Raw genomic sequence first — 23,577 nt, forward strand, 5'->3', positions numbered from 1 at the left:
GTCTCCCGGGCTCCGAACTGTTCGGATGTCTGTCTCGGTGGTGCAGGTGAAGCGTGGTGCTGGTGTGCGGAGAAGCTGTCGGGCACCGGGGGACATGGCACAGGCGTCACCCCGTGCGTTCGCGTCCCCTTGACCGCTCCGGCAGGCTATTGCGCTCCCGGTACGGCGCGCAAACTATTTTTCCGGCGAGTTTCCCGACGGGTTCCGAAGTGCCCCGGGACATCGGCTCCGACCGCCCCGTAGAGCGCCCGGGACCGGCTCAGGCCGGTTCGCCCGGATCGCCGTCCTCGACGTCGACCGGATCCTCCGTGAGCTCCTCCCCCGCACACAACGAGAGCACGGCGGCCCCGTACTTGTCCAGCTTCATCGCACCGACCCCCGAGATCACCGCCAGTTCCTGCGTGGTCCCGGGGACGTCCTCGGCGATCGCCATCAGCGTCGCGTCGGTGAACACGACGTAGGCCGGGGCGCCCTGCTTCTTCGCCTGCCCGGCCCGCCACTCGCGCAGCCGCTCGTACAGCGCCTCGTCCATCGTGGAGGGGCAGCTCTCGCAGCGGCGCAGCTTGCGCTCGACCGCCTCGGTGAGCACCCGCTCGCAGACCCGGCAGCGGACCGGACCGCGCGCCCGGCGCCCGGCGGAGCGCTCGCCGGGCTCGACGCCACCGCGCCCGCCCCGGCCCCCGGCGCGCGCGCCCGGTGCCCCGGAGTTGGGCCGCAGGCCGTCCAGGAAGCGGGTCGGCTTGCGGCTCGCCCGGCCCCCCGGGGAGCGGGAGAGCGACCAGGAGAGCGAGAGGTGCTTGCGGGCCCGGGTGACGCCGACGTAGAGCAGCCGGCGCTCCTCCTCGACCTGCTCGTCCGTCTTGGCGTAGATGATCGGCATGGTGCCCTCGGTGAGGCCGACCAGGAAGACGGCGTCCCACTCCAGGCCCTTGGCGGCGTGCAGCGAGGCCAGCGTGACGCCCTCGACGGCGGGCGCGTGCTGGGCGGCGGCCCGGCCGTCCAGCTCGGCGACGTACGCGGCCAGGTCGGTCGGCTCGCCGGCCGCCGCGCGGGTGCGCTCGAAGTCCTCGGCGAGCCGGACCAGCGCGGCCAGCGACTCCCAGCGCTCGCGCACCGCGCCGGAGCCGGCCGGCGGCTCGGCGGTGAAGCCCCGGGTCGCGAGCACCGCGCGCACCTGCGCGGCGAGGCCGGGGGTGCCGTCGGTGAGCGGGTCCGAGGCGGCCCGGGCGGCGCCGCGCAGCAGCACGCCGGCGTCCCGGACCTCGGGCCGCTCGAAGAACCGCTCGGCGCCCTTGAGCTGGTAGGAGACGCCGAGGTCGGCGAGCGCCTGCTCGTAGACCTCGGACTGGCCGTTGGTGCGGAACAGCACCGCGACCTCGCTGGCCCGCACGCCGGCCGCCAGCAGCTCCTTGATCCGGCGGGCGGTGGTCTCGGCCTCGGTCGGCTCGTCCTCGTACTCGGTGTAGACGGGTTCGGGACCGGCCTCGCGCTGCGAGATCAGCTCCAGCCGGTGCCGGGCGGCCTCGCCGCGGGCCTGGGCGAGCAGCCCGTTGGCGAGGTGGACGACCTGCGGGGTGGAGCGGTAGTCACGGACCAGCTTGACCACCGTCGCCTCGGGGTGGCGGGTGCGGAAGTTCAGCAGGTAGTCGGGGGTGGCGCCGGTGAACGAGTAGATGGTCTGGCTGGCGTCGCCGACCACGCAGAGGCTGCCGGCGGCGGGACCGGTCCACTGGTCGAGCAGCCGCTGCTGGAGCGGGGAGACGTCCTGGTACTCGTCGACGGTGAAGTGCCGGTACTGGGCGCGGACCTGGTCGGCGATGTCCGGGCGGTCCTCCAGGATCGCGGCGGTCAGCAGCAGGACGTCCTCGAAGTCGATGACGCCGCGGCGGCTCTTGGTCTCCTCGTACACCCGGTAGACCTGGGCGGTCTCGGCCGGGTCGCGCGGGGCCTCGCGGGCCGACTTCTGCACCGCGGCCGGGTAGTCGTCGGGGCCGATCTGGGAGACCTTGGCCCACTCGATCTCGGCGGTGAGGTCGCGCAGCTCGGTGCGCTGGACCCGCAGCCCGCAGCGCGCGGCGGACTCGGCGACCAGCTGGACCTTGCGCTCCACCAGCTGCGGCACCGGACCGCCCACGGCGCGCGGCCAGAAGTACTGGAGCTGGCGCAGCGCGGCGGCGTGGAAGGTGCGGGCCTGGACGCCCTCGGCGCCGAGCTGGCGCAGCCGGCCGCGCATCTCGCCCGCCGCGCGGGCGGTGAAGGTCACGGCGAGGACCTGCGCGGGCTGGTAGACGCCGCTGCGCACGCCGTAGGCGATCCGGTGGGTGATGGCGCGCGTCTTGCCGGTGCCGGCGCCGGCGAGCACGCAGACGGGCCCCTGCAGGGCGGTGGCGACGGCCCGCTGCTCCGGGTCGAGCCCGGCGAGCACCGCGTCGGGGCCGGACGCGGCGCGGTAGTCGTCGAACGGGCTGCCGCTCAAGAGGTCTTCCTGCATGCGTTCCATCCTCTCAGCCCGGTGGGACAACCGGGGCGGGCTTGTCCACAGGCCCGGTGCGATCGCAGGATGAACGGTGCGCGCTCGGGCGTGCGAGGTCGATCTCACGCCGGGCGCACGCGGAATGACCGATGCGTGACGGACGTTCCTCCCTCAGACCGCACGCCCACTTCCCGAAGGAGCCCCTCGATGTCCGGCAGCGTGACGATGTACAGCACGACCTGGTGTGGGTACTGCAACCGACTCAAGAGCCAGCTGACCCGTGAAGGCATCGGCTACACCGAGATCAACATCGAGGAGGACCCGAACTCGGCGTCCTTCGTCGAGTCCGTGAACGACGGCAACCAGATCGTGCCGACCGTCCTGGTGACGCCGGAGCGCGGCGGCGAGCAGATCGTGATGACCAACCCGAGCCTGATGCAGGTCAAGAAGGCCCTGGCGGCCTGACCGGCGGTACGCCGCCGGGTCCGGGCCGGCGCGCCTCAGGGTGCGTCGGCCCGGGCCGGGTCGACCGGTGCGGCGGGGGCGGGCAGCAGGGCCCGCGCGGCGAGGTCGCCGACGCCGTAGACGAGCCGGCTGCGGTCGGCGGAGTACCGGGTCTCGATGACCCGGACGGGACCGCGCCGGTCGTACGTCACCCGGGTCTGGACCATCAGCGGCACCCCGGGGCCGCCCTGGAACCACTGCGCCTCCTCGGGGCCGGGCATCCGGGCCACCAGGTGGTCCACCGCGCCGATCTCGGTGCGGCCGAGCAGCGCGAGCACCGCCTCGTCGCCGCCGTCGATCTGGTCGGGCTCCATCAGCGGGGTGCCCGCCGCGAGGCCGGCCCGGTAGTGGCTCTCCTCGATCGAGTACGGCTCGCGGTCCAGCAGCCGCAGCTGGCGGCGGACCACGATGGCCTCGCCGGGCCGCAGTCCGAGCCGCTCGGCGATGTCGACCCGGGCCCGGACGATCATCATCTCGAAGTCGACGGTGAGCTCCCGGCCGGCGTCGGCGGCCTCGCCGAGGTAGACGGCGGTGGGCACGGCCAGGCAGTCCCGCGGCGCGGGCGCCGCCGGGGTCGGACCGTAGGCGCGGTGGTCCAGGACGGGGTGCTCCCGGAGGTAGGTGCCCTTGCCCTGGAGGCGGACCAACCGGCCCTCGTTGACCAGGACGTCGACGGCCAGCCGGACGGTGTTGCGCGCGACCCCGTACTGGCGCTCCAGTTCGCTCTCGACCGGGAGGGCGGCCTGGGCGGTGAACTCGCCCTCGGCGATCCGGCGGCGCAGATCGGCGGCGAGGCGCTGGTATTTGGGGGATTGGGCGGTGCCCCGTGGGATTGTCACCCGAGTGAATGTAGCGAGAGGGGTGACCCGGTTTCAGGCGATTCCGACAATGTCGACCCGGATCGGCGACGGCGGGCCAGGATCGGGCGCCCGACCCGGGCGGGAAGCGGCAGGAAGCGGCCCCTCCGGATACGAACATCAGCGCGCCCGACCAGCGGGAAATCGGCTCTGTTCACCCGTTCGGCCGCGCCGGGCGGTCAGCCGGACAGCGCTTTGGAGGGCACGAAACGAATTCGGGGGCGCACGGCAATAAGCCGCACGCCCCCGATTGTCGGAATTACCAGCGCGCCGCCGAGGGCAGCGGCTCTCCGTACCAGAGTTCGACCAGGTGACGGGCGATCGAAATCCCGGACGGCGGCAGGATCTCGCCCGCCGCCATGCCGGCCCGCAGCTCCTCCCGGGAGAACCAGCGCGCCTCGGCCAGCTCCTCGCCGTCCACGGTGATCGTCGTCCCGTCCGGATCGGCCTTGCCCATGAAGCCCAGCATCAGACTGGACGGGAAGGGCCACGGCTGACTGGCCACGTAGCCGACCTCGGCGACCCGGACCCCGGCCTCCTCGAAGACCTCGCGGACCACCGCCTGCTCGATCGACTCCCCCGGCTCGACGAAACCGGCCAGGGTCGACCAGCGCCCCTCCGGCCAGAGCGCCTGCCGGCCGAGCAGGCAGCGGTCCTGCTCGTCGGTGATCATCATGATCACCGCCGGGTCGGTGCGCGGGTAGTGCTCGGCCGCGCAGGAGGTGCAGCGCCGGACGTGGCCGGCGCCGGCCTTCTCGGTCGGGTGCCCGCAGCGCGAGCAGAAGCTGTGCAGCCGGTGCCAGTGCTCCAGCGCGACGGCGTGCACCAGCAGCCCGGCGTCCCGGTCGGAGAGCATCGCCCCGACCTCGCGCAGCCCGGCCGGCCGGGCGTCGCCGTCGAGGCGCCCGGGCAGGCTCTCGCCGGCCATCGCGAAGTACGACACCCCGTCCTCGTCGGTGCCGAGGAAGTAGCGGTCGCCGGTCTGCGGCGCCTCGAACGAGGGCAGCAGGACCAGTTCGGTGCCCTGCCCGGTGTCCACCACGAACGCCTCGCCGCCGGCGATCGGCAGCACCTTGGTGGTCGGGTGGCTCCAGGCGGCCGCCAGCCAGGGCTCGTCGAACCGGTGCTGGGCCGCCCGGTCCACCCCGGCCCGGGCCAGTGCCAGGTGCAGCGGGCGTTCGGTCTCAGGCACGGTGCTCACTTCGTTCCATCCCCACGTGATGAATCATCCGGATGAGTGGTCTGTCTGCCGGAACGGGCCGCGGGAGGCGCCCCGTGGCCTTCACGCCGCCCCGTCGCCCGGCCGGAAGTTCTCGGCCAGGTCGGCCCAGAGGTAGGCGGTCGTCTCCACGCCCTTGGCCAGCAGGTCGAGTTCGACCTTCTCGTCGACCGAGTGCCAGCCGTCCGAGGGCACCGAGACGCCGAGGAAGAGCACCGGCGCGCCGAGCACGTCCTGGAGCTCGGCGGCCGGGCCGGAGCCACCCTCACGGGTGAACAGGATCCGCTGCCCGAAGGCCCGCTCCATCGCCCGGACGGTGGACTGCAGCGCCGGGTGGTCCAGCGGGGTCAGGCACGGCCGGGTGGCCCCGGGGAACTCCAGCTCGTACCGGATGCCCTCGGGCACCCGCGCCGCCACCCAGGACCGGACGGCCTCCTGGACCCGCTCCACCTCCTGGCCGGCCACCAGTCGGAAGGAGAGCTTGAGGTGCGCCGAGGACGGCACGATGGTCTTGCCGCCGGGGCCGGTGTAGCCGCCCCAGATGCCGTTCACCTCGGCGGTCGGCCGGGCCCAGACCCGCTCCAGGGTCGAGTAGCCGACCTCGCCGAGGGTGCCGTGGGACTTGGCGACCTTCAGCCACTGCCCCTCGTCGAAGGGCAGCTCGGCGAAGAGCTCGCGCTCGCGCGCGGTCAGCTCGATCACGCCGTCGTAGAAGCCCGGGACGGCCACCCGGCGGTCCTCGTCGTGCAGCGCGGCGGCCAGCTCGGCCGCCACCGCCGCCGGGTTGGGGACGGCGCCGCCGAAGGAACCGGAGTGGATGTCGCTGTCCGGGCCGTGGAGGTCGATCTGGGCGTCGGCCAGGCCCCGCATGCCGGTACAGACCGTCGGCGTGGTCTCGGACCACATCCCGGTGTCCGAGATGATCACCACATCGGCGGCCAGCCGCGCGGCCTCGCGGCGGACCAGGGCGGGGAAGTGCGGCGAACCGGACTCCTCCTCCCCCTCGATCAGCAGCTTGAGGTTGACGGCCGGCGCGGTCCGCCCGGTGGCGGCCAGGTGGGCACGGACCCCGAGCGTGTGGAAGAACACCTGCCCCTTGTCGTCGGCGGCCCCTCGCGCGAACAGCTGCGAGCCGACCACGGTCGGCTCGAAGGGCTCCGTCGCCCAGCCGTCCTCCTTGGCGGCCGGCTGCACGTCGTGGTGGCCGTAGACCAGCACGGTCGGCGCGGACGAGTCCCCGGACGGCCACTCGGCGAACACCGCCGGCAGGCCGTCCGTCTCCCAGACCTCCACCGCCGGGAACCCGGTCTCGCGCAGCTTCGCGGCCAGCCACTCGGCGGAGCGGCGGACGTCGCCGACCCGCTCGGGGTCGGCGGAGACCGAGGGGATGCGGAGCCAGTCGGAGAGGTCGGCCAGGAACGTGGCCTGGTGCCGGTCGATGAAGGAGCGGACGACGCTGTCCGGGGTTCTCGTCATACGGACGACTTTAGTTCGCCCGTGCGGGTGCCCGCCCCGGCCGTCCGGCCACCGGGCGCCGGAGGGCCTGTAACGTCCGTCACCCCCGGCCGCACGGGGGCGACGGCCGGGGGTGACGGGGACACGGGGAGCGGGCTGTCAGCCGGAGCGGCGCAGCAGCGAGATCCGCGAGCGGGTGAGCAGCGTGGCCAGTGCCACCGCGAGCAGCGGCAGGACGATCACGGTGACGCCGACGTTGAGCCAGGGGAAGACGACGACGCTGCGGTCGGCCGCCTCCTCCGGGGGCATGCCCGGGTAGGAGACCGCCACGCCCTCCACCTTGCGCAGGGCCACCGCCGGCACCACCCCGGCGACGACGCCCAGCAGCGTGCCCATCGCGGCGATCACCCCGCACTGGAAGCCGGAGAGGCTGCGGCGGATCCGCGGTGCGGCGCCGACCGCCGCGAGGGTGGTCAGGTCGCGCTGCGAGTCGGCGGCGGCGAGGCCGGTGGCGATCCCGGCGGCGCCGAGCGCGACCAGGGCGGCGAAGGCGGTCAGGCCGAGGCTGATCAGGTCGTGGTCGGACTGGAACCCGCGCTCGACGGCGAACCGGGTGCCGTCGGCGAGCTTCTCGATCGCACCCGCCGCCTTCTGCTCGGCGCCGTCGGACGGCGCCCGGGCGGGCAGCCAGACCGAGCCGGCGTCACTCGTGCCCAGCCCGAGCCGGTGGGCGGTGTCCGGGCTCATCACCGCCTGACCGGCGGTCGGGGTCACCGTGGTGACCAGCACGGCGTCGACGGTGATCTCGCGGCTGGGCGCCTCGTGCAGCGGCCCCGACTGCGAGCTCTCCGGGGCCTGCGGCTCGGTCACGCTGACGATGAGCTTGCCGTCCTTGACGTACCGGGGGTCGAACACGACGGCCTTGCCCGCGGCCAGCGCCTGGTCGGCCGCCTGGTCGGTCACGCCGAACAGGTTGTGCAGCAGGGTGGCGTCCGCCGCGACCACGGCGCTGAACGGATTGACCCAGTAGGAGCTGTTGTCCTTGCAGCGCGCGTCCTCCTTGCGGAGCCGGAGGGACTCCGCGTAGGGGATGGAGTCGCTGTCCTTCTCGAACAGCGGGCAGCGCCGTTCCGGCGGCATCTTGGTGCCGACGTAGCCGCAGTTGCCGTGCATGGGGTCGCAGTCGCCCTTGAGGCCGACCTTCTGCACGTCGGCGCGGGGGCCGAGGTCGGGGATGTTGGTCTCGACGGCGCCGCGCAGCTGGGGCAGCAGCTTGCCGTCGGCGGCCGCTCCCCAGCCGCTGCTCAGCGTGACCGCGTTGGCCGGGGCGGCGGCGACGTACTCCCGCCGGTTCTGCTCGTCGCTGCTGGCGGTGTAGATGCCGACGGCGACGGAGCCGGCGACGGCGGCCATCACCGCGGCGACGGCGGGGGCGGTGCGCCCGCGGTGGCGGACCGAGTCGCGCAGCGCGAGGCGCGGGCCGAGCGGCAACCAGCGGCCGATCCGGCCGAACAGGCCGACCAGGTAGGGCGTCAGGGCGACCATGCCGAGTTCGGCGATCATCGAGCCGCCGAGCACGGCCGTGCTGCGGTTGCCGAAGCCGCTGGTCGCGCCGAGCAGCGCGAGCGCGGCGCCGCCGGCCAGCATCAGCAGGCCGAGCAGGGCGAGCTTGCGGCTCGGCGGCTTGAGCGAGTCGCGGCCGGTGAGCGCGGCGACGACATCCTGCCGGGAGGCCTGGACGGCCGGGACGACGGCCGCGAGCAGGCCGGTGACCAGGCCGATGCCGAGGACGCCGAGCAGGTCGACCGGCTGGAGGTCGAAGTGGCCGAAGCGCTCTCCGGAGTAGTTCTCGGCCCGGGTGCGCAGCAGCGCGACCAGGCCGACGCCGAGGGCCAGGCCGAGGGCCGCGCCGGTCACGCCGAGGACGACGCCGCCGCCGAGGACGACCGCGCGGACGTCGGCCCGGTTACCGCCACCGGCGGCGAGCAGTCCGAGCTGGCGCCGGGACCGCCGGGCCCCGACGGCGAAGGCGGGGCCCGCGAGCAGCACGATCTCCAGCAGCGCCATGCCCATGACGGTGGCGAGGATGACGATGGAGGTCCGGTCGAAGTACCGGGTCCCGTCGCTGTCCTGGCCCTTCTGGGCGTAGAGCGGCACCTCGGAGCGGGCCGGCGGGTCGAGCAGGACGGCGCGGGAGGCGACGGTGAAGCCGTACTTGTTGAGCTCCGTCACCTTGGGCCAGTCGATCACGGCCCCGGCGGGGAGCTTGACCAGCCAACGGGTGGTCTCCCCCACCTCGGAGCGCCCCATGCCCCGGTCGGCGCCGGGCAGCTTCATCAGCTGGTCGACCAGCCCGCCGGGGCGGGCGATCAGCCCGGTGGCCCGCAGGTCGCCGGGGTACTCGGCGACGGCGGTGATGGTGAAGGGGGTCGCCTCCAGGCCCCGCGGGGAGGTGCGGTCCCCGAGCTTGAGGCCGGAGCGGTCGAGGAAGTCCCGGGTGGCGGCGACCTCGTGGGCGGCGCTCGGGGCGCGGCCCCCGACCACGTTGATCCGGCCCTGCCAGACCGGGTCGGCGAGGTCGGCCTCGACGGTCTGCACGCTGAGCAGGCCCTCGGCGGTGCTGGTCGGGGTGTACGGGCCCTGGCGCAGCGGGACGAGCGTGGCGCCGGCCGGGAGCAGTTGCCCGACGAGGTCGACGGGCGCGGTGTCCAGGCTGCGGCGCTGCTCGGGCGTGTACGTCGGCTGTCCGTTCGCCGGCTTGGCGTCCTCGACGCCCGTGAGGTCGAAGGACTCCTCGGGGTCCGGTGCCTGCAGGACGATCGAGCCGCGTTCGATCAGCCGGATCTCGGCGTCGGAGTGGCCCATGGTGCGGACGATCCGCTCGGCGGGGTCGAGCTCGGCGCTGCGGAAGACCACGTCGGCGCCGGTGACGCCGAGGACGGGCAACGCGACCATGGCCACGACGAGGGCGCTGCGGCCCTTGGCACGCAGGGCGTCTCGGCGGGCGATCCGCAGAGCGACCCGCCAGGCGCTGAGCCTCACTCCGCCACCGGGCCCTTCGCGTTGGTGGCCGCGGAGACGAGCAGGCTGCCGGCGTCCTGGCTGATGCTCTCGTCGACCATGCGGCCGTCGCGGAGGAAGACCACGCGGTCGGCCCAGGCGGCGTGCCGGGGTTCGTGGGTGACCATCATCGCGGCGGCGCCGGCGTCGCAGCGCGCGCGCAGGACGGCCAGGACGGATTCACCGGTGGTGGAGTCGAGGGCGCCGGTGGGCTCGTCGGCGAGGACGAGGCGGCGGTCGCCGATCAGCGCGCGGGCGATGGCGACGCGCTGCTGCTGGCCGCCGGACATGTCGTCGGGGAAGCGGTCGGCGAGCTCGGGGATGCCGAGCTCCTCCAGCGCGGTCAGCGCCTCGCGGCGGGCGGCACGGCCGGAGAGACCGTCGAGCTCGCGCGGCAGCGAGATGTTCTCGGCGGCGGTGAGGGCCGGTATCAGGTTGTAGTCCTGGAACACGTAGCCGACCGAACGCCGGCGGACCTCGGCGAGCTTCTTGCGGCTGAGGCCGCCCAGCACGACGCCCTCGACCAGGACCTGGCCGCCACTCGGGGTGTCCAGGCCGCCGGCGAGGGTCAGCAGGGTCGACTTGCCGGAGCCGGAGGGGCCCATCACGGCGACGAACTCGCCGGGGTGCACCTTGAGGTCCACCCCGCGCAGGGCCTGCACCTCGGCCGCGCCCTGGCCGTGCACCCGGGTGACGTTGTCCAGGTGCAGCACCGGTTCGGTGCCGCGCCTGCTCGGATCGGTGTGGGACACGCTTCCCCCTGCTGTTCTGGGCCCGGGGTCGCGGTCGGCGGCCGGGCCGTGGTTCATGAGGTCCGTAAGGAGTTCAGGCCTTGGTACGGCGCCGCCGCCCGGGCCGGTCGGCCGCGGGGTCGGCCCGGGGGGCCTCGGCGGCCCTGGCCTGTTCGATCTCGGCGTGCTTGGCGAGCCGGGTCTCGCAGTGGTCGAGCCAGCGGATCTCGGCCTCGGTCTGGAAGATCAGCTGTTCGAGGACGAGCAGCCAGGCGAGGTCGGCACCGGGGCCGGCCGGCTGGCCGGAGCCGCCGGGGCGGGCCTCGCCGGTCAGGGCGCGGGCCTTGAGCCGGGTGTAGTCCTGGAGCGCCTTCACGCTGTGGCGGCGCTGGCCCTGGACGACCGCGGGCACGTCCACCCCGGGGACGGTGACCGCCATGGCCAGCTTGATCGCCAGCTCGTCGCGGGGCGGGTTGGTCCGGGGCACCGGGGTGTCGAACCAGGCCCGCAGCTCCGTCCGGCCGGCCTCGGTGGCGGCGTAGAACTGGTGGCCCTCGTCGTCCTCCCCGGCGGGCTCGACCAGGCCGTCACGCTCCAGGCGGGACAGGGTGGTGTAGACCTGGCCGACGTTGAGCGGCCAGGTGGCGCCGGTGCGTGCCTCGAACTCGGTGCGCAGCTGGTAGCCGTAGCGCGGGCCCTGGTCGAGCAGGGCGAGCAGACCGTGACGGATGGACATACCGAGTATGTATACCCGGTATGTCCGGCAGGCTCAAGCCGCGCCCCCTCCCCCGACGAGCGGGTACCGTCGTGCGGTGTGAGCCAGTTGCGCATCGCCACCTTCAATCTGTTGCACGGTCAGCCGCTCGCCCCGGACGGCGCTCCGCGGCCCTACCCCGCCGACGCCGGCGAACCGTTGGCCGAGGCGGTGGCCGCGCTGGACGCCGACGTGCTCGCGATCCAGGAGGTGGACCGCTACCAGGCCCGCTCCGGCGGCACCGACCAGACGGCCGTCGCCGCCAAGGCGATGGGCGCCGCGGACTGGCGGTTCGCCGCCGCGCTGCACGGGCGACCCGCGCCGGTGGCCGGCTGGGTGCCGGAGCCCTCGGTGCCCGCCGGACTCCAGGTGTACGGGCCCAACGAGGTCGGCGACGACGCACCGCCCTCCTACGGCACCGCGCTGCTGACCCGGCTGCCGGTGATCCACTGGCGGGCCCGGAGGTTCGCCCCGGCCCCGTTCGGACTGCCGCTGCGGGTCGCCGGGCGGCGCGGGCTCACGCCCGTCCCGGACGAGCCGCGGGCGGCGCTGGCGGCCGTACTGGAGGGCGAACGCGGGCCGTTCACGGTGGTGGCGGCGCACCTGTCGTTCGTGCCGGGCTGGAACATGGCGCAGCTGGCGGGGATCCGGCGCTGGATCGCCGACCTGCCGCAGCCGTACCTGGTCCTGGGGGACTTCAACCTGATCGGCGCGGTGCCCCGGACGGTGCTGGGCGGGGCCACCGCGCTGGACCGGACCGCCCCCCGGGCACGGGTGCGCGAACTGCGGGCGGCCCGACGGGCCCGGCCGACGCTGATCGAGCCGCGCCGGCGGCGGGTGCGGGAGCCCCGGGCCCGGCTCCAGGGCTGGTACGACCTGGCGCGCACGCCCACCTACCCCTCGCACCGGCCGGCCGTGCAGTTCGACCACGTGCTGGCGGTGGGCGTGCCGCGCAGTGCCGTCGGCCCGGCCGCCGCCCCGCGGACGGGGGTGTCCGACCACCGCCCCCTGGTGGTGGAGGTCGCGCTCTGACGGCGGTCGCGCCTCAGTGCCGGGTCAACGCGCCGTTCTGGTGCGGCAGCCGGGACCCGGCGTTGCGGGAGTCCCCCTGGCCGGCGGCCGGGGGAGGGTCGTACTGGAGCAGCAGCATCGCCGCGTCGTCGCCGAGCTGGCGGCCGACGTGGCGGACCACGTCCTCGTGCAGGCGCTGCAGGACGTCCGCCGGGCGGCCGTCCGCACAGTGCGGCAGCCGCTCGGCGAGCGGGTAGAAGACCCCGGCCCGGTCGCGGGCCTCGATGACGCCGTCGGTGAAGAGCAGGACGCGGTCCCCCTGCCGCAGCGGGACCTCGTGCACGGGCGGCCGGACGTCGACCGGGTCGAGGACACCGAGCGGGGGCACCGTCTCGGCGAGCTCCAGCGGTCGGACCGGCTCGGCGCCCCGCAGCAGCAGCGGCGAGGGGTGGCCGCAGTTGACGATCTCGGCGATGCCGTCGGGCCGGACCCCGATCAGCACCAGGGTGACGAACTCCTCCTCCACACCGGGGTGGTCGTTCTCGTGCAGGGCCCGGTCGAGGCTGACGGCGAGCCAGCCGGCCACCCGGTCCAGCGCCGGCTCCTGGTGAGCGGCCTCGCGGAAGGCGCCGAGCACGGCGGCGGCGGTCTCCACCGCGCCGAGCCCCTTGCCCCGGACGTCACCGACCACGGCCCGGACCCCGTGCCGGGTGTTGACCACCTCGTAGAGGTCGCCGCCGATCCGGGCGTGCGCGGCGGCGGCTTCGTAGTGGACGGCGGCCCGGACGGTGCCGACCCGCTCGGGGACGGGCCGCAGCAGCACCCGGCGGGCGATCGAGGCGACCAGCTGGGCGTCGGCGAGCGCCTTCTCCTGGCGCAGCCGCAGGGTGGCGCTGACCCAGCCGATCGCGGCGACCAGCACGACGGCGAACACGGTGGCGCTGTGCACGGACTCGCCGAGCGAGCCGCTGTAGGCGGCCATCAGGAAGGCCACGGCCTCGGTGCAGAGGCCGATGGCGAGCGGGTACCAAGTCCGGCGGCTGACCACGGCGGCCAGCGCGGGGACGGCGGTGAGGGCCGGCTCGACCGTCACCTCGGTGTTGCTGACGTAGTCGAGGGAGACGACCAGCGCCATGCCGATGAACGGCAGCGCGAGCGCCGTCCTCGGCCAGGTGCCGGTCGTGCCCGGAGCGGTCCCCGGGGTCGGCCCGGCGAACCGCTCTCTGATCCATCCGGTCGCGCTCAACTTCGGTCTCTCCAGCAGAAGACGCCGATGCCCGTGGGCACCTGCGGTGATGACTGAGGGTTGGGGAATGCGGGCCTCGCTGGCGGCCGGAGCACGGGGGTTGACCGGTTACCGACCCCACAATAGGCACGAAACGTGCACTACGCACAGGTTTCGCCCGCTGCCGTGATGACTTGAATGCTCTCCGTGACTCATTCTTCACTGTTCCCGATCAGGAGCCGTTCCAACTCTTTTCGGTCGGGAAGTCCTGCGGGTTGTTCGATCCGACCGCTGCGGACGTACAGGAACGACGCCGTGACCTGCTCCAGCGGAACGCCCAACTGTTCGGCCCAGGCGACCCGGTAGACGGCGAGCTGGAGCGGATCCGCGGTCTCCTCGCGGTGCGTCTTCCAGTCCACCACTTCATAGCGTGACGCGCCGCCCGATTCTGACCGGCCGTCACCCTCGCGGTAGACCGCATCGATCCGGCCGCGCACCACCCGGCCCGCCAGCACCAGCTGGAACGGCGCCTCGACCCGCAACGGGGTCCGGTTCGCGTACGGCGAGCGCAGGAACGCCTCCTTGAGCCGTTCCAGATCCTGCTCGTCCTCGATGCCGTCGTCGTCCGCACCCGGCAGCGCGCCCGGCTCGATCAGCATCAGCGGCTCGATCCGGGACTGCACCCAGGCGTGGAAGCGGGTGCCCCGGCGGGCGGCGGGCTGCGGCGGGCGCGGCATCGGACGGGCCAGGTCGTGCGCGAAGCCGTCCGGATCGGCGGCCAGCCGCTGCAGCTGGGTGGCGGAGAGCGCGGCGGGCAGCGGCACCTCCCGCACGCTGCGCCGGGACCGCTCCAACTCACCGACCAGCGCGGTGAGATCGCGGTCCCAGGACTCGACCTGGCGGCGGTCCTCGGCGGCCATCGGCTCCGGCTCGGGGGCGGGCTGCCCGGCGAGGCGGCGGTGCACCACCTCGGCGACCCGGCGGCGGGCGTGCTGGGCCGCCGGATCCAGCGGCAGCGGCCAGGGCCGCTCGACGGGCGCGGCCAGCGCCGGGTTCTCGGCGCCCTTCGGCGGCTGCTCGGCCCAGTGCTCCAGCTCGCCCGCGCCGGGCTGCTCGCAGTGCGCCCGCAGCGCCTCCAGGAAGGCGGACGGGCCGCGCACGGTCTTCTGGCTCGGGCCCCACCAGTGCCCGGACGCCAGCAGCAGCGAACGCGGCCGGGTGAAGGCGACGTAGCCCAGGCGCAGCTCCTCGGTGCCCGAGTGCTCGGCGAGCGCCGCCTTGAAGCCCGCCATGGACTTGCCGTTCCACCCCCCGCGCACATCGGGCAGGGTGGCCGCGTCCCCGCGCAGGGCGTGCGGGAGCACCCGCTTGGTGCTGGTCCAGCGCTCGCGCGCGCCGGACGACGGGAAGGCGCCCTTGACCAGGCCGGGCACGGCGACGACGTCCCACTCCAGGCCCTTGGACTTGTGCGCGGTGAGCACCTTCACGGTGTCCTCCCCGCCGGGCAGGCTGCTGTCCAGACCGCGCTCGTACTCCTGGGCGGCGCGCAGGAAGCCGAGGAAGGCCGACAGGCCCGGGTCGCCGTCCAGATCGGCGAAGCCGGCCGCGACGTCCAGGAAGGCGTGCAGGGTCTCCCGGCGGCGGGCGGCCAGTGCGTGCGGGGAGGCGGCGAGTTCGACCTCCAGGCCGGTGACGGCGAGCACCCGGTGCAGCACGTCCATCAACGGCTCGGCGAGCGAGCGGCGCAGCTCGCGCAGCTCCCGGGCGAGCCGGGCGAAGCGCAGCCGGGCCTCGGCGGAGAACAGCAGCTCGTCGCTCTGGTCGGCGGGGTCCAGGAAGGTCTCCAGCGCGTCGGCCAGCGAGACCACCTCGGTCGGGTCGGCCTCGGCGACGGCGGCGGCCAGCGCCTCGACGCCCTCGGGCCGGGCGGTGCGGACCAGTTCGGCGGCGCGTCGGCCGAGCAGGGCCAGGTCGCGCGGGCCGATCCGCCAGCGCGGGCCGATCAGCAGCCGGACCAGCGCCGCGTTGGCGGTCGGGTCCTGCAGCACCTCGCAGGCCGCCACCAGGTCGGCCACCTCGGGCAGTTGCAGCAGGCCGCCGAGGCCGACCACCTCGACCGGCACCTCCCGGGCGACCAGCGCCGCGTGGATGTCGGGGAAGGCCGCGCCGCCCCGGCAGAGCACGGCGATCCGGCCGGGGGCGGTGCCGGTGCGGACCAGGTGGGCGATCGAGTCGGCCAGCCAGTCGATCTCCCCGGCGTGGGTGGGCAGCAGCGCGGCCCGGACGTAGCCCTCCTGCTCGGCGCCGGGGGCGGGGCGCAGCGCCTCGACGCCCTCGTGCATCGCGCGCAGCGGCTCGGCCAGCTCGTTGGCGAAGGCGAGCAGCCGGCCGCCGCTGCGGCGGTTCTCGCTGAGCGAGTAGCGGGCCGCGTCGGAGCCGTCGGCCTTCGGGAAGTGCCGGGGGAAGTCGTCCAGGTTGGCGACCGAGGCGCCGCGCCAGCCGTAGATCGCCTGGCAGGGGTCACCGACCGCGGTGACGGGGTGGCCGGTGCCCCGCCCCCGGGGGCCGGCGCCGTACAGGCCGGCGAGCATCAGCCGCTGCGCGACCGAGGTGTCCTGGTACTCGTCGAGCAGCACCACCCGGTACTGGCCGCGGAGCAGTTCGCCGACCTCGGGGCGCTGCTGCGCGAGCCGGGCGGCGGCGGCTATCTGGTCGCCGAAGTCCATCAGCCCGGCCGCGGCCTTGCGCCGGCGGTACTCCTCCACCAGGCGCAGCAGCTCCAGCCGGGCCCGGGCGGTGACCGGCACGGCCCGCAGGTCGTCGTTGGTGAGCCTGGTGGTGGCGAGGGTGTCGAGCAGTTCCTCGTCGAAGGCGCGCAGCGTCTCCGGCTCGACCAGGTGCTCGGCGAGCTCGCCGTCCAGGGCGATCAGGTCGGCGACCAGGTTGGCGAAGGTGCCGGTGAGGGCCGGGAAGGGGCCGCGCGCGGTGCGCAGCACCTTGGCGGCGAGCTGGAAGCGGGTGGCGTCGGCGAGCAGCCGCACGTCCGGTTCGATGCCGATCCGCAGGCCGTGCTCCTTGAGCAGGCGGCCGGCGAAGGCGTGGTAGGTGGAGATCTCCGGCTCGCCGAGCGGCTCCCCGGCCGCTTGGGCCACGCCCTCCCGGCCCTCGGCGCCGAGCACCCCCAGCCCGCCCAGGCGCAGCGCCGCGCGGACGCGTTCGGCGAGCTCCCCGGCGGCCTTGTTGGTGAAGGTGAGGCCGAGCACCTCCTCCGGCCGGACGGCGCCGGACCCGACCAGCCAGACCACCCGGGCCGCCATCACCGTGGTCTTGCCGGAGCCCGCCCCGGCCACGATCACGGCCGGCTCCAGCGGAGCGCCGATGGCCGCCATCTGCTCCCGGTTGAACGGGATGCCCAGCAGCTCCTTGAGCTGGTCGGGGTGGCTGAGCGCGGCGGTCACCCCGCAACGTTAACGGGCCCCGCCGACAGTCCGGGCCCCTCGCCCGGCCCACTGTGGGAACCCCCACACGCCCGCGCTCACTCCACCACCTGCGCGCCGTCGCGCTGGGCCGAGCAGCTGCGGCGGAACGAGCAGCGGTCGCAGCCGCCGCCGGTCTGCGGCACGAAGCGCTCGGCGAGCACCCGCCCGGCGGCGTCGGCCAACAGGTTCTCGATCCACGGCTCGCCCTCCGGCGGATCCTGGCGCTGCACCTTGGGCGCGTCCGGAACGGCCTTGTCGGGCTTGCGCAGCTGCACCAGCTCGGCACCGCCCGGCTCGGGGACGCGGCCGTCGAAGCCGGGCAGCTCGTTGAGCGCCCCGGCCCGGACGGCGAGCTGGTAGACCGCGAGCTGCTTGTGCTCGGGCAGCGACTTGTCGGTCGGTGCCTCCTTGCCGGTCTTGAAGTCCACCACGTAGGCCCGGCCGGCCTCGTCCTTCTCCACCCGGTCCATCGAGCCGCGGATCCGCACCGAGACGCCGCCGACGTCCAGCGTGACGTCGAAGCCGTGCTCGGTGGCGACCACGTCGCGGCCGCGCTGCAGGACGTGCCAGTTGAGGAAGCGCTCCAGGGCGGCCCGGGCCTCGGTCTTCTCCTGCTGGGACTTCCAGGGCGCGTCGAAGGCCAGCGCGTCCCAGACCGTGTCCAGGCGCTCCATCAGCACGGCGAGGTCGGCGGGGGCGCGGCCGGAGCCGACCTCGTCGGCCAGGGCGTGCACCACGTTGCCGAAGCCCTGGGCGGCCGAACCGGCGCCGCGCGCCTTGACCTCCTTGTCCAGGAACCACTGCAGCGAGCAGTTCTCCAGCTGCTCCAGGCCGCTGCCGGAGAGCCGGACCGGCAGGTCGGCGCTGCGCAGCGGTTCGGGGGCGGCGGTGGCGTCGTCCAGGCCCCACCAGCGGTCGGGGTGGGCGGCCGGCACCAGCGGCAGGCCGTCCTCGTCGGCGGCCAGTGCCAGGGTGGCGAGCCGCTCGGCGGCGGCGCGGCGCAGCTCGGGCGACCGGGCCGGGTCGACGGTGACCGCGCGCAGCTCGGCGACCAGCGCGGGGACGGACAGCGGGCGGCGCGGTCGGTGGGTGACGTCCTCGACGGTGACCGGCGGGGTGCGGCGCACCACCTTGCCGGTCCTCGGGTCGACGTCCTCGCGGTAGAGCTCGCGCAGGAAGCGGGACGGCTCGTCGCCGTCGTCGGCGGGCGCCTTGACGGCGGTGACGATCAGCCGCTCCTTGGCCCGGGTCGCGGCGACGTAGAAGAGCCGGCGCTCCTCGCCGAGCAGGGCGCCCGGGGAGAGCGGCTCGGCGAGGCCGTCGCGGCCGATCCGGTCGGCCTCCAGCAGCGAGCCGCGGCGGCGCAGGTCCGGCCAGAGGCCGTCCTGGACGCCGGCCACCACGACCACCCGCCACTCCAGGCCCTTGGAGCGGTGCGCGGTCATCAGCCGGACGGCGTCGGGGCGGACGGCCCGCACGGTGAGGGTGTCCGCCGCGATGTCCTGGGCCTCCAGCTCGGCGAGCAGGTCGAGGGCGCTGCGGTGGCCGGTGACCTGCTCCTCGGCGCGGGCGGCGGTCTCGAACAGGGCGCAGAGCGCGTCGAGGTCCCGATCGGCGTTGCGGCCGGCGGCGCCGCCGCGCAGCGCGGCCCGCTCCAGGCGCTCGCGCCAGCGCCGGCTGCCGTCCCAGAGCTCCCAGAGCGCGTCCTCCGCGGTGCAGCCGCCGGCGAGGCGTTCGCGGACCTTGCGCAGCAGGGTGCCGAGGTCGCGGGCGCGCCGGGCGTGGGAGGGGTCGAGGGCGATCAGCCGCTCGGGCTCGGCGAGGGCCTCGCGGATCAGCTCCTCGGCCGGGCGGGGCACCGCGCCGCCGCGCCCGTCGGCGCGCAGCGCGGCCCGCTCCTCCTCGCGCAGGGCCCGGCCGAGGCGGCGCAGGTCGGAGCCGTCCAGGCCGCCGAGCGGGCCGGTGAGCAGGGTGTGGGCGAGCTCGGTGGTGAGCGGGTCGGGGCCGCGGTCGCGGTCGTGCCTGTCCCGGGCGGCCTGCTCGGCGCAGACCCGCAGGGCGAGCAGCAGCTGGGCGACGGCGGGTTCCTCGCGCAGCGGCAGGTCGTCACCGTCGATCTCCAGCGGGACGCCGGCCGCGCCGAGCGCCCGCCGCACGCCGGGGATGGACCGGCCGCCGGCCCGGACCAGCACCGCCATCTCACCCCACGGCACACCGTCCTCCAGGTGGGCGCGGCGCAGCAGGTCGGCGATCGAGTCCAGCTCGGTGCCCGGGGTCGGATAGGTGTACACCTCGACCCGGCCGCCCTCGCGGGAGGGCAGCAGGGCACGGTGCTGGGCGAGCTTGTCGGCCGGCAGCCGGCCCATCGGCATCCGCCGGGCCAGTTCGCGGGAGGCGGCGAGCAGGACGGCACCGGAGCGGCGGGAGACCCGCAGCACCTTGACCTCGGCGGGAGCGCCGCCGGCCTGCCGGAAGGTCTGCGGGAACTCCAGGATGCCGTTGATGTCGGCGCCGCGGAACGCGTAGATCGACTGGTCCGGGTCGCCGACGGCGACCAGCTCCCGCCCGCCGCCGGACAGCTGGCGCAGCAGCCGGACCTGCGAGGGGTCGGTGTCCTGGTACTCGTCGACGAAGACCACCTCGTAGCGCTGCCGCAGCCGCTCGCCCACCTCGGGGCGCTCGGCGAGCAGCACCGCGCGGTGGACCAGCTCGGCGTAGTCGAGCACCCCGCGCAGGTCCAGGACGTCCAGGTAGTCGGCCAGGAAGTGGGCGGCGGCCGCCCAGTCCGGGCGCTGCACCCCCTCGGCGAAGCGCCGCAGCTCGGCCTCGCCGAGGCCCAGCTCCCGGCTGCGGGCGAGCACGGCGCGGACTTCGTCGGCGAAGCCGCGGGTGGTCAGGCAGGCCCGCAGGTCGAGCGGCCAGCCGATCCGGCCCCGGCCGTGCCGGGCGTCCTCGGCGCCGCCGGCCAGCAGCTCGCGGACCATGACGTCCTGCTCGGGGCCGGAGAGCAGCCGCAGCGGCTCGGCGTAGTCCTGCGGGTCCTGGTGGGCCCGGAGCAGGGCGTAGCAGAAGGAGTGGAAGGTGGTGGCCTGCGGGGCGGGGGCCGAGGCGCCGAGGCGGCCGGACATCCGGTCGCGCAGTTCCATCGCGGCCTTGCGGCTGAAGGTCAGCACCAGGATCCGCTCGGGGTCGGTACCGCGCTCGATCCGCCGGGCGACGGCCTCCACCAGCGTGGTGGTCTTGCCCGTCCCGGGCCCTGCGAGCACCAGCAGCGGGCCGCCCGCGTGCTCCACCACGGCCCGCTGGTACTCGTCCAGCACGGGCGGGGTGGGGAGCGCGAGGGGGCTGCGCACCAGACGGTAGGGGGAGCTCACGGACGTCCTGGGGGTCGTGCTTCGGGCAACGGCGGACGGGCCCGCGGCGGGGCCCGTCCACATCGAGCCTACGATCCTGCCCCGTCATTCCCGTCCTCGCACCCGGTTCGGCGTTACCGGCCGTCCCAGCGGGCCCGCTTCAGGTCGACCCGGGGCGGGTCGGCGAGCTCGCGCAGCGGGGTGCCCTCCTCGCCGTACCGGGCGAGGGCGCGCTGCTCGTGCCCGGGCAGGAACCGGCCGTCCGCGCGGATCACCCGCCACCAGGGCACCGAGCCGCCGTAGAGGGCCATCACCCGGCCGACCTGCCGGGGGCCGCCCTGGCCGAGGTACTCGGCAACGTCCCCGTAGGTCATCACCCGGCCGGGTGGAATCCGCTCGGTCACGTCGAGCACCAGTTCGGCGAAGGGCGGCAGCTCGCCCGGGCCGGCGTCGTCGGTAGCGTCCGTCACCTGCGGCATTCTTCCTCACCCGGTCCGGCACGGGGCCCGGTACGAACGACCCGCCGCGCCCGATCCGGCCCCTGTCCAGCACGGGGCGCCGAGGCATGCCACCATCTTCGGGGCGGTGAGTGGTGATACGAGGACAAGACCAGATGACCGGGACGGCTGACGTGGGCGTGGACGAGGACTCCGACGAGTCCTCCGACACCATGCCCGCAGGCCCCGGCGGCGAGCCCGCCGCCACGCCGTCACCGGAAGTCTCCCTGATCAAGGACCGGACGATCAAGACCCCGCAGCCGACCGACCCCGGGGCCGACCCGGGCACCGACCACGTGGCCGGGGTGCCCGGGCCCGCGACCGGACCGGCCCCGACCGGCGTCCCGGCCCGGCAGCCCGAGCCGGACCCCGCGCCCGAGCCGTTCCTGGTACCCGAAGGACACCGCGGGCACGAGGGGCACGAGGCCCACGAGTCGCTGGACGACACCCCGCACCTGGACGTCGACGAGCCGCTGCTCGCCGCCCGCGCGCACCGCCCGTCGGACCTGATCCGCTTCCTGGCCGGCGTCCTCGGCATAGTCTCCGTGTTCGTCCTGGCCGGCGTGGCGACCTCGACCACCACCGGCATCGAGCTGGACATCGCCTCCAACGCACCGCGCTTCTCGCCGGTGCTCTCCACCATCACCGGCCTGGTCTCCAGCGTCGCGGTGCTCGCCGTCCCGCTCGCCTTCGCGGTCGAGCGGCTGATCAAACGCGACGGCCTGCGGGTCGCCGACGGCGTCCTCGCCTCGGTGCTCGCCTACGGCGTCTCGCTGGGCATCGACTGGTGGGTCGCCGAGGGCGCCTCCGAGCACATCCGGGACGCCCTCACCCGGCTGCCGCTGGACAGCAACGGCACCCTCACCGACCCGGTGCACGGCTATCTGGCGCCGGTGATCGCCTACATGACCGCGGTCGGCATGTCGAGCCGTCCGCGCTGGCGGGTCGCCCTCTGGGTGGTGGTGATCTTCAGCGGGCTCACCGAGCTGCTCGGCGGCTACACCACCCCGCTGTCGCTGCTGCTCACCGTGCTGATCGGCTGGTCCGTCGCCTACGGCACGCTGTACGCGATCGGCTCGCCGAACATCCGGCCCACCGGCCAGCACCTGATGATCGGCCTGCGCAAGGTCGGCTTCACCCCGGCCAGCGCCCACCGCGCCCCCGACGCCCCCGGCGGCACCCGCCGCTACTACGTCGCCCAGCAGAGCGGCCCGCCGCTGGACGTCCACATCATCGACCGCGAGCAGCAGGCCTCCGGCTTCTTCTACCGCGCCTGGCGGCGGCTGCGGCTGCGCTCGGTGGCCGTCCGCCGCAGCCCGCAGTCGCTGCGCCAGGCACTGGAGCAGGAGGCGCTGATCGCCTACGCGGCCGCCGCCTCGGGCGCCCACTCCCCGCAGCTGGTGGCCACCTCCGAGCTGGGCCCCGACGCCGCGATCCTGGTCTACGAGAACGTCGAGGGCCGGATCCTGGACGACCTCACGGACGCGGAGGTCACCGACCAGGTGATGGCCTCGCTCTGGGAGTCCGTCGCCGCCCTGCACGAGCGCCGGATCGCCCACCGCCGGCTCACCGGCGAATCGCTGCTGGTCGTCGACGAGAAGGCGGCCTGCCTGGTCAACCTCTCCGGCGGTGACATCGCCGCCACCGACCTGACGCTGCGCATCGACGTCGCCCAGCTGCTCACCACCTTCGCCCTGCGGATCGGCCCGGAGCGGGCGGTGACCACCGCCAACGCCGTCCTCGGCGCCGACCGGGTCGCGCAGGCGCTGCCGCTGCTGCAGCCGGTCGGGATGAGCCGCTCCACCAGGGTCGACCTGAAGAAGCTCACCAAGGAGCGGAAGACCGCCGCCCGGGCCCAGGCGCTGGAACAGGTCGCCGCCGGCGAGCGCACCCAGCAGCAGGCCGAGGAGGACATCGCGGTGGCCGGCGAGGACCTGCTCAGCCGGATCCGCGGCCAGATCCTCCAGATCGCCCCCGAGGCGCCGACCGAGACGGCCAAGCTGGAGCGGCTGAAGCCGAAGAGCCTGATCATGGTGATCGCGCTCACCTTCGCGGCCTACCTCGCGCTGACCACCATCAAGCCGGCCCAGCTCAAGCTCTCCCAGATGGACTGGGCCTGGGCGGCCGTGGCGCTCGCGGCCGCCGCCTTCAGCTACGTGGCCGCCTCGATGAGCCTGACCGGCTTCGTCCCGGAGAAGCTTCCGTTCCGGCGCACCGTGGCGGCGCAGCTGGCCGGCTCCTTCGTGAAGCTGGTCGCGCCGGCCGCGATCGGCGGCATCGCGCTGAACACCCGTTACCTGCAGAAGGCCGGCATCCGCTCCGGGCAGGCGGTCGCCTCGGTCGGCGCCTCCCAGCTGGCCGGCCTGACCGGGCACCTGCTGCTGCTGTTCAGCTTCGGCCTGATCACCGGCAGCCAGACCAACGGGGACCTCTCCGCCTCCCGTGCGGTGATCATCGGCGTGCTGACCGCCGCCGTGCTCGCCCTGGTGGTCGCGGCCGTCTCACCGCTGCGGCGGTTCGTGCTGAACCGGCTGCGGTCGCTGTTCTTCGGCGTGGTGCCCCGGATGCTCGACCTGATGCAGACGCCCAGCAAGCTCGTCACCGGCTTCGGCGGGATCCTGCTGCTGACGCTCTCCTTCACCGCGTGCCTGGACGCCTCGGTGCAGGCCTTCGGCGGCAGCATCAGCTTCTCGGCGGTCGCGGTGGTCTTCCTGACCGCCAACGCGGCCGGCTCGGCCATCCCCACCCCCGGCGGCATCGGCCCGGTCGAGGTCGCCCTGATCGGTGCGCTCACCGTCGCCGACGTGCCCCCGACGATCGCCACCCCGGCGGTCTTCCTCTACCGGGCGCTCACCTTCTGGCTGCCGGTCCTGCCCGGCTGGATCTCCTACAACGTGCTCCAGCGCAAGGGCGCGCTGTAGGTCCGGTCCGGCCGGACCGGACCTACAGCGCGCCCTTG

14 protein-coding genes are annotated in these 23,577 nt (G+C 74.7%); 3 read left to right on the forward strand and 11 right to left on the reverse strand.

What is annotated here, in order from left to right; all coding sequences use genetic code 11:
* Positions 1–259 precede the first annotated feature (259 nt).
* A complete protein-coding gene (locus ACFVYI_RS18045) occupies positions 260–2,491 on the reverse strand; it encodes an ATP-dependent DNA helicase UvrD2 (protein WP_387886397.1) in 2,232 nt (743 codons plus the stop codon).
* A 189-nt stretch (positions 2,492–2,680) separates the two neighbouring features.
* On the opposite strand from ACFVYI_RS18045, the gene ACFVYI_RS18050 reads away from it, so the two are divergent.
* Positions 2,681–2,938: a mycoredoxin gene (locus tag ACFVYI_RS18050; RefSeq protein WP_360632813.1), complete on the forward strand. Its 258-nt coding sequence runs from the start codon at positions 2,681–2,683 to the stop codon at positions 2,936–2,938.
* A gap of 35 nt (positions 2,939–2,973) precedes the next feature.
* Here the strand turns inward: ACFVYI_RS18050 and ACFVYI_RS18055 are convergent, their stop codons facing one another.
* The 6 genes from ACFVYI_RS18055 to ACFVYI_RS18080 all read right to left on the reverse strand — a co-directional run bounded on the left by ACFVYI_RS18055 (position 2,974) and on the right by ACFVYI_RS18080 (position 11,035).
* Positions 2,974–3,816 (reverse strand): GntR family transcriptional regulator, encoded by an 843-nt coding sequence (locus ACFVYI_RS18055; RefSeq protein ID WP_387886400.1) that lies wholly within the window; start codon positions 3,814–3,816, stop codon positions 2,974–2,976.
* Positions 3,817–4,093: 277 nt separating this feature from the next.
* Positions 4,094–5,035, reverse strand: a complete 942-nt coding sequence (nudC, locus tag ACFVYI_RS18060; RefSeq protein ID WP_387886402.1) for an NAD(+) diphosphatase — start codon at positions 5,033–5,035, stop codon at positions 4,094–4,096.
* An 81-nt stretch (positions 5,036–5,116) separates the two neighbouring features.
* Positions 5,117–6,529, reverse strand: coding sequence for a dipeptidase (locus ACFVYI_RS18065; protein WP_387886405.1), 1,413 nt, complete (start codon positions 6,527–6,529; stop codon positions 5,117–5,119).
* Between the two features lie 138 nt (positions 6,530–6,667).
* Positions 6,668–9,550 (reverse strand): FtsX-like permease family protein, encoded by a 2,883-nt coding sequence (locus ACFVYI_RS18070; RefSeq protein ID WP_387886408.1) that lies wholly within the window; start codon positions 9,548–9,550, stop codon positions 6,668–6,670.
* The gene (locus ACFVYI_RS18075; protein WP_387886411.1) at positions 9,547–10,377 is read right to left on the reverse strand and encodes an ABC transporter ATP-binding protein; all 831 of its coding nucleotides are present in this window, start codon (positions 10,375–10,377) and stop codon (positions 9,547–9,549) included. The genes ACFVYI_RS18070 and ACFVYI_RS18075 overlap by 4 nt, the downstream gene beginning before the upstream one ends.
* A gap of 16 nt (positions 10,378–10,393) precedes the next feature.
* Positions 10,394–11,035, reverse strand: a complete 642-nt coding sequence (locus ACFVYI_RS18080) for a PadR family transcriptional regulator (RefSeq protein WP_387886414.1) — start codon at positions 11,033–11,035, stop codon at positions 10,394–10,396.
* 78 nt (positions 11,036–11,113) lie between these two features.
* On the opposite strand from ACFVYI_RS18080, the gene ACFVYI_RS18085 reads away from it, so the two are divergent.
* Positions 11,114–12,085, forward strand: a complete 972-nt coding sequence (locus ACFVYI_RS18085; protein WP_387886416.1) for an endonuclease/exonuclease/phosphatase family protein — start codon at positions 11,114–11,116, stop codon at positions 12,083–12,085.
* Positions 12,086–12,098: 13 nt separating this feature from the next.
* Here the strand turns inward: ACFVYI_RS18085 and ACFVYI_RS18090 are convergent, their stop codons facing one another.
* From ACFVYI_RS18090 to ACFVYI_RS18105, 4 genes are all read right to left on the reverse strand, one after another.
* Complete coding sequence (locus tag ACFVYI_RS18090) at positions 12,099–13,310, reverse strand: PP2C family protein-serine/threonine phosphatase (protein WP_387886418.1); 1,212 nt, start codon at positions 13,308–13,310, stop codon at positions 12,099–12,101.
* 191 nt (positions 13,311–13,501) lie between these two features.
* Complete coding sequence (locus ACFVYI_RS18095) at positions 13,502–16,747, reverse strand: UvrD-helicase domain-containing protein (RefSeq protein ID WP_387886421.1); 3,246 nt, start codon at positions 16,745–16,747, stop codon at positions 13,502–13,504.
* A gap of 77 nt (positions 16,748–16,824) precedes the next feature.
* Positions 16,825–20,205 (reverse strand): ATP-dependent helicase, encoded by a 3,381-nt coding sequence (locus tag ACFVYI_RS18100; RefSeq protein ID WP_387886424.1) that lies wholly within the window; start codon positions 20,203–20,205, stop codon positions 16,825–16,827.
* A 50-nt stretch (positions 20,206–20,255) separates the two neighbouring features.
* Positions 20,256–20,600: an MGMT family protein gene (locus ACFVYI_RS18105; RefSeq protein WP_387886426.1), complete on the reverse strand. Its 345-nt coding sequence runs from the start codon at positions 20,598–20,600 to the stop codon at positions 20,256–20,258.
* A gap of 134 nt (positions 20,601–20,734) precedes the next feature.
* On the opposite strand from ACFVYI_RS18105, the gene ACFVYI_RS18110 reads away from it, so the two are divergent.
* Entirely contained in the window at positions 20,735–23,539 is a 2,805-nt protein-coding gene (locus tag ACFVYI_RS18110) for a flippase-like domain-containing protein (RefSeq protein WP_387886428.1), read from the forward strand.
* The last annotated feature ends 38 nt before the right edge of the window (positions 23,540–23,577 follow it).

This window comes from Kitasatospora sp. NPDC058218 (assembly GCF_042882445.1).
Lineage (GTDB): Bacteria > Actinomycetota > Actinomycetes > Streptomycetales > Streptomycetaceae > Kitasatospora.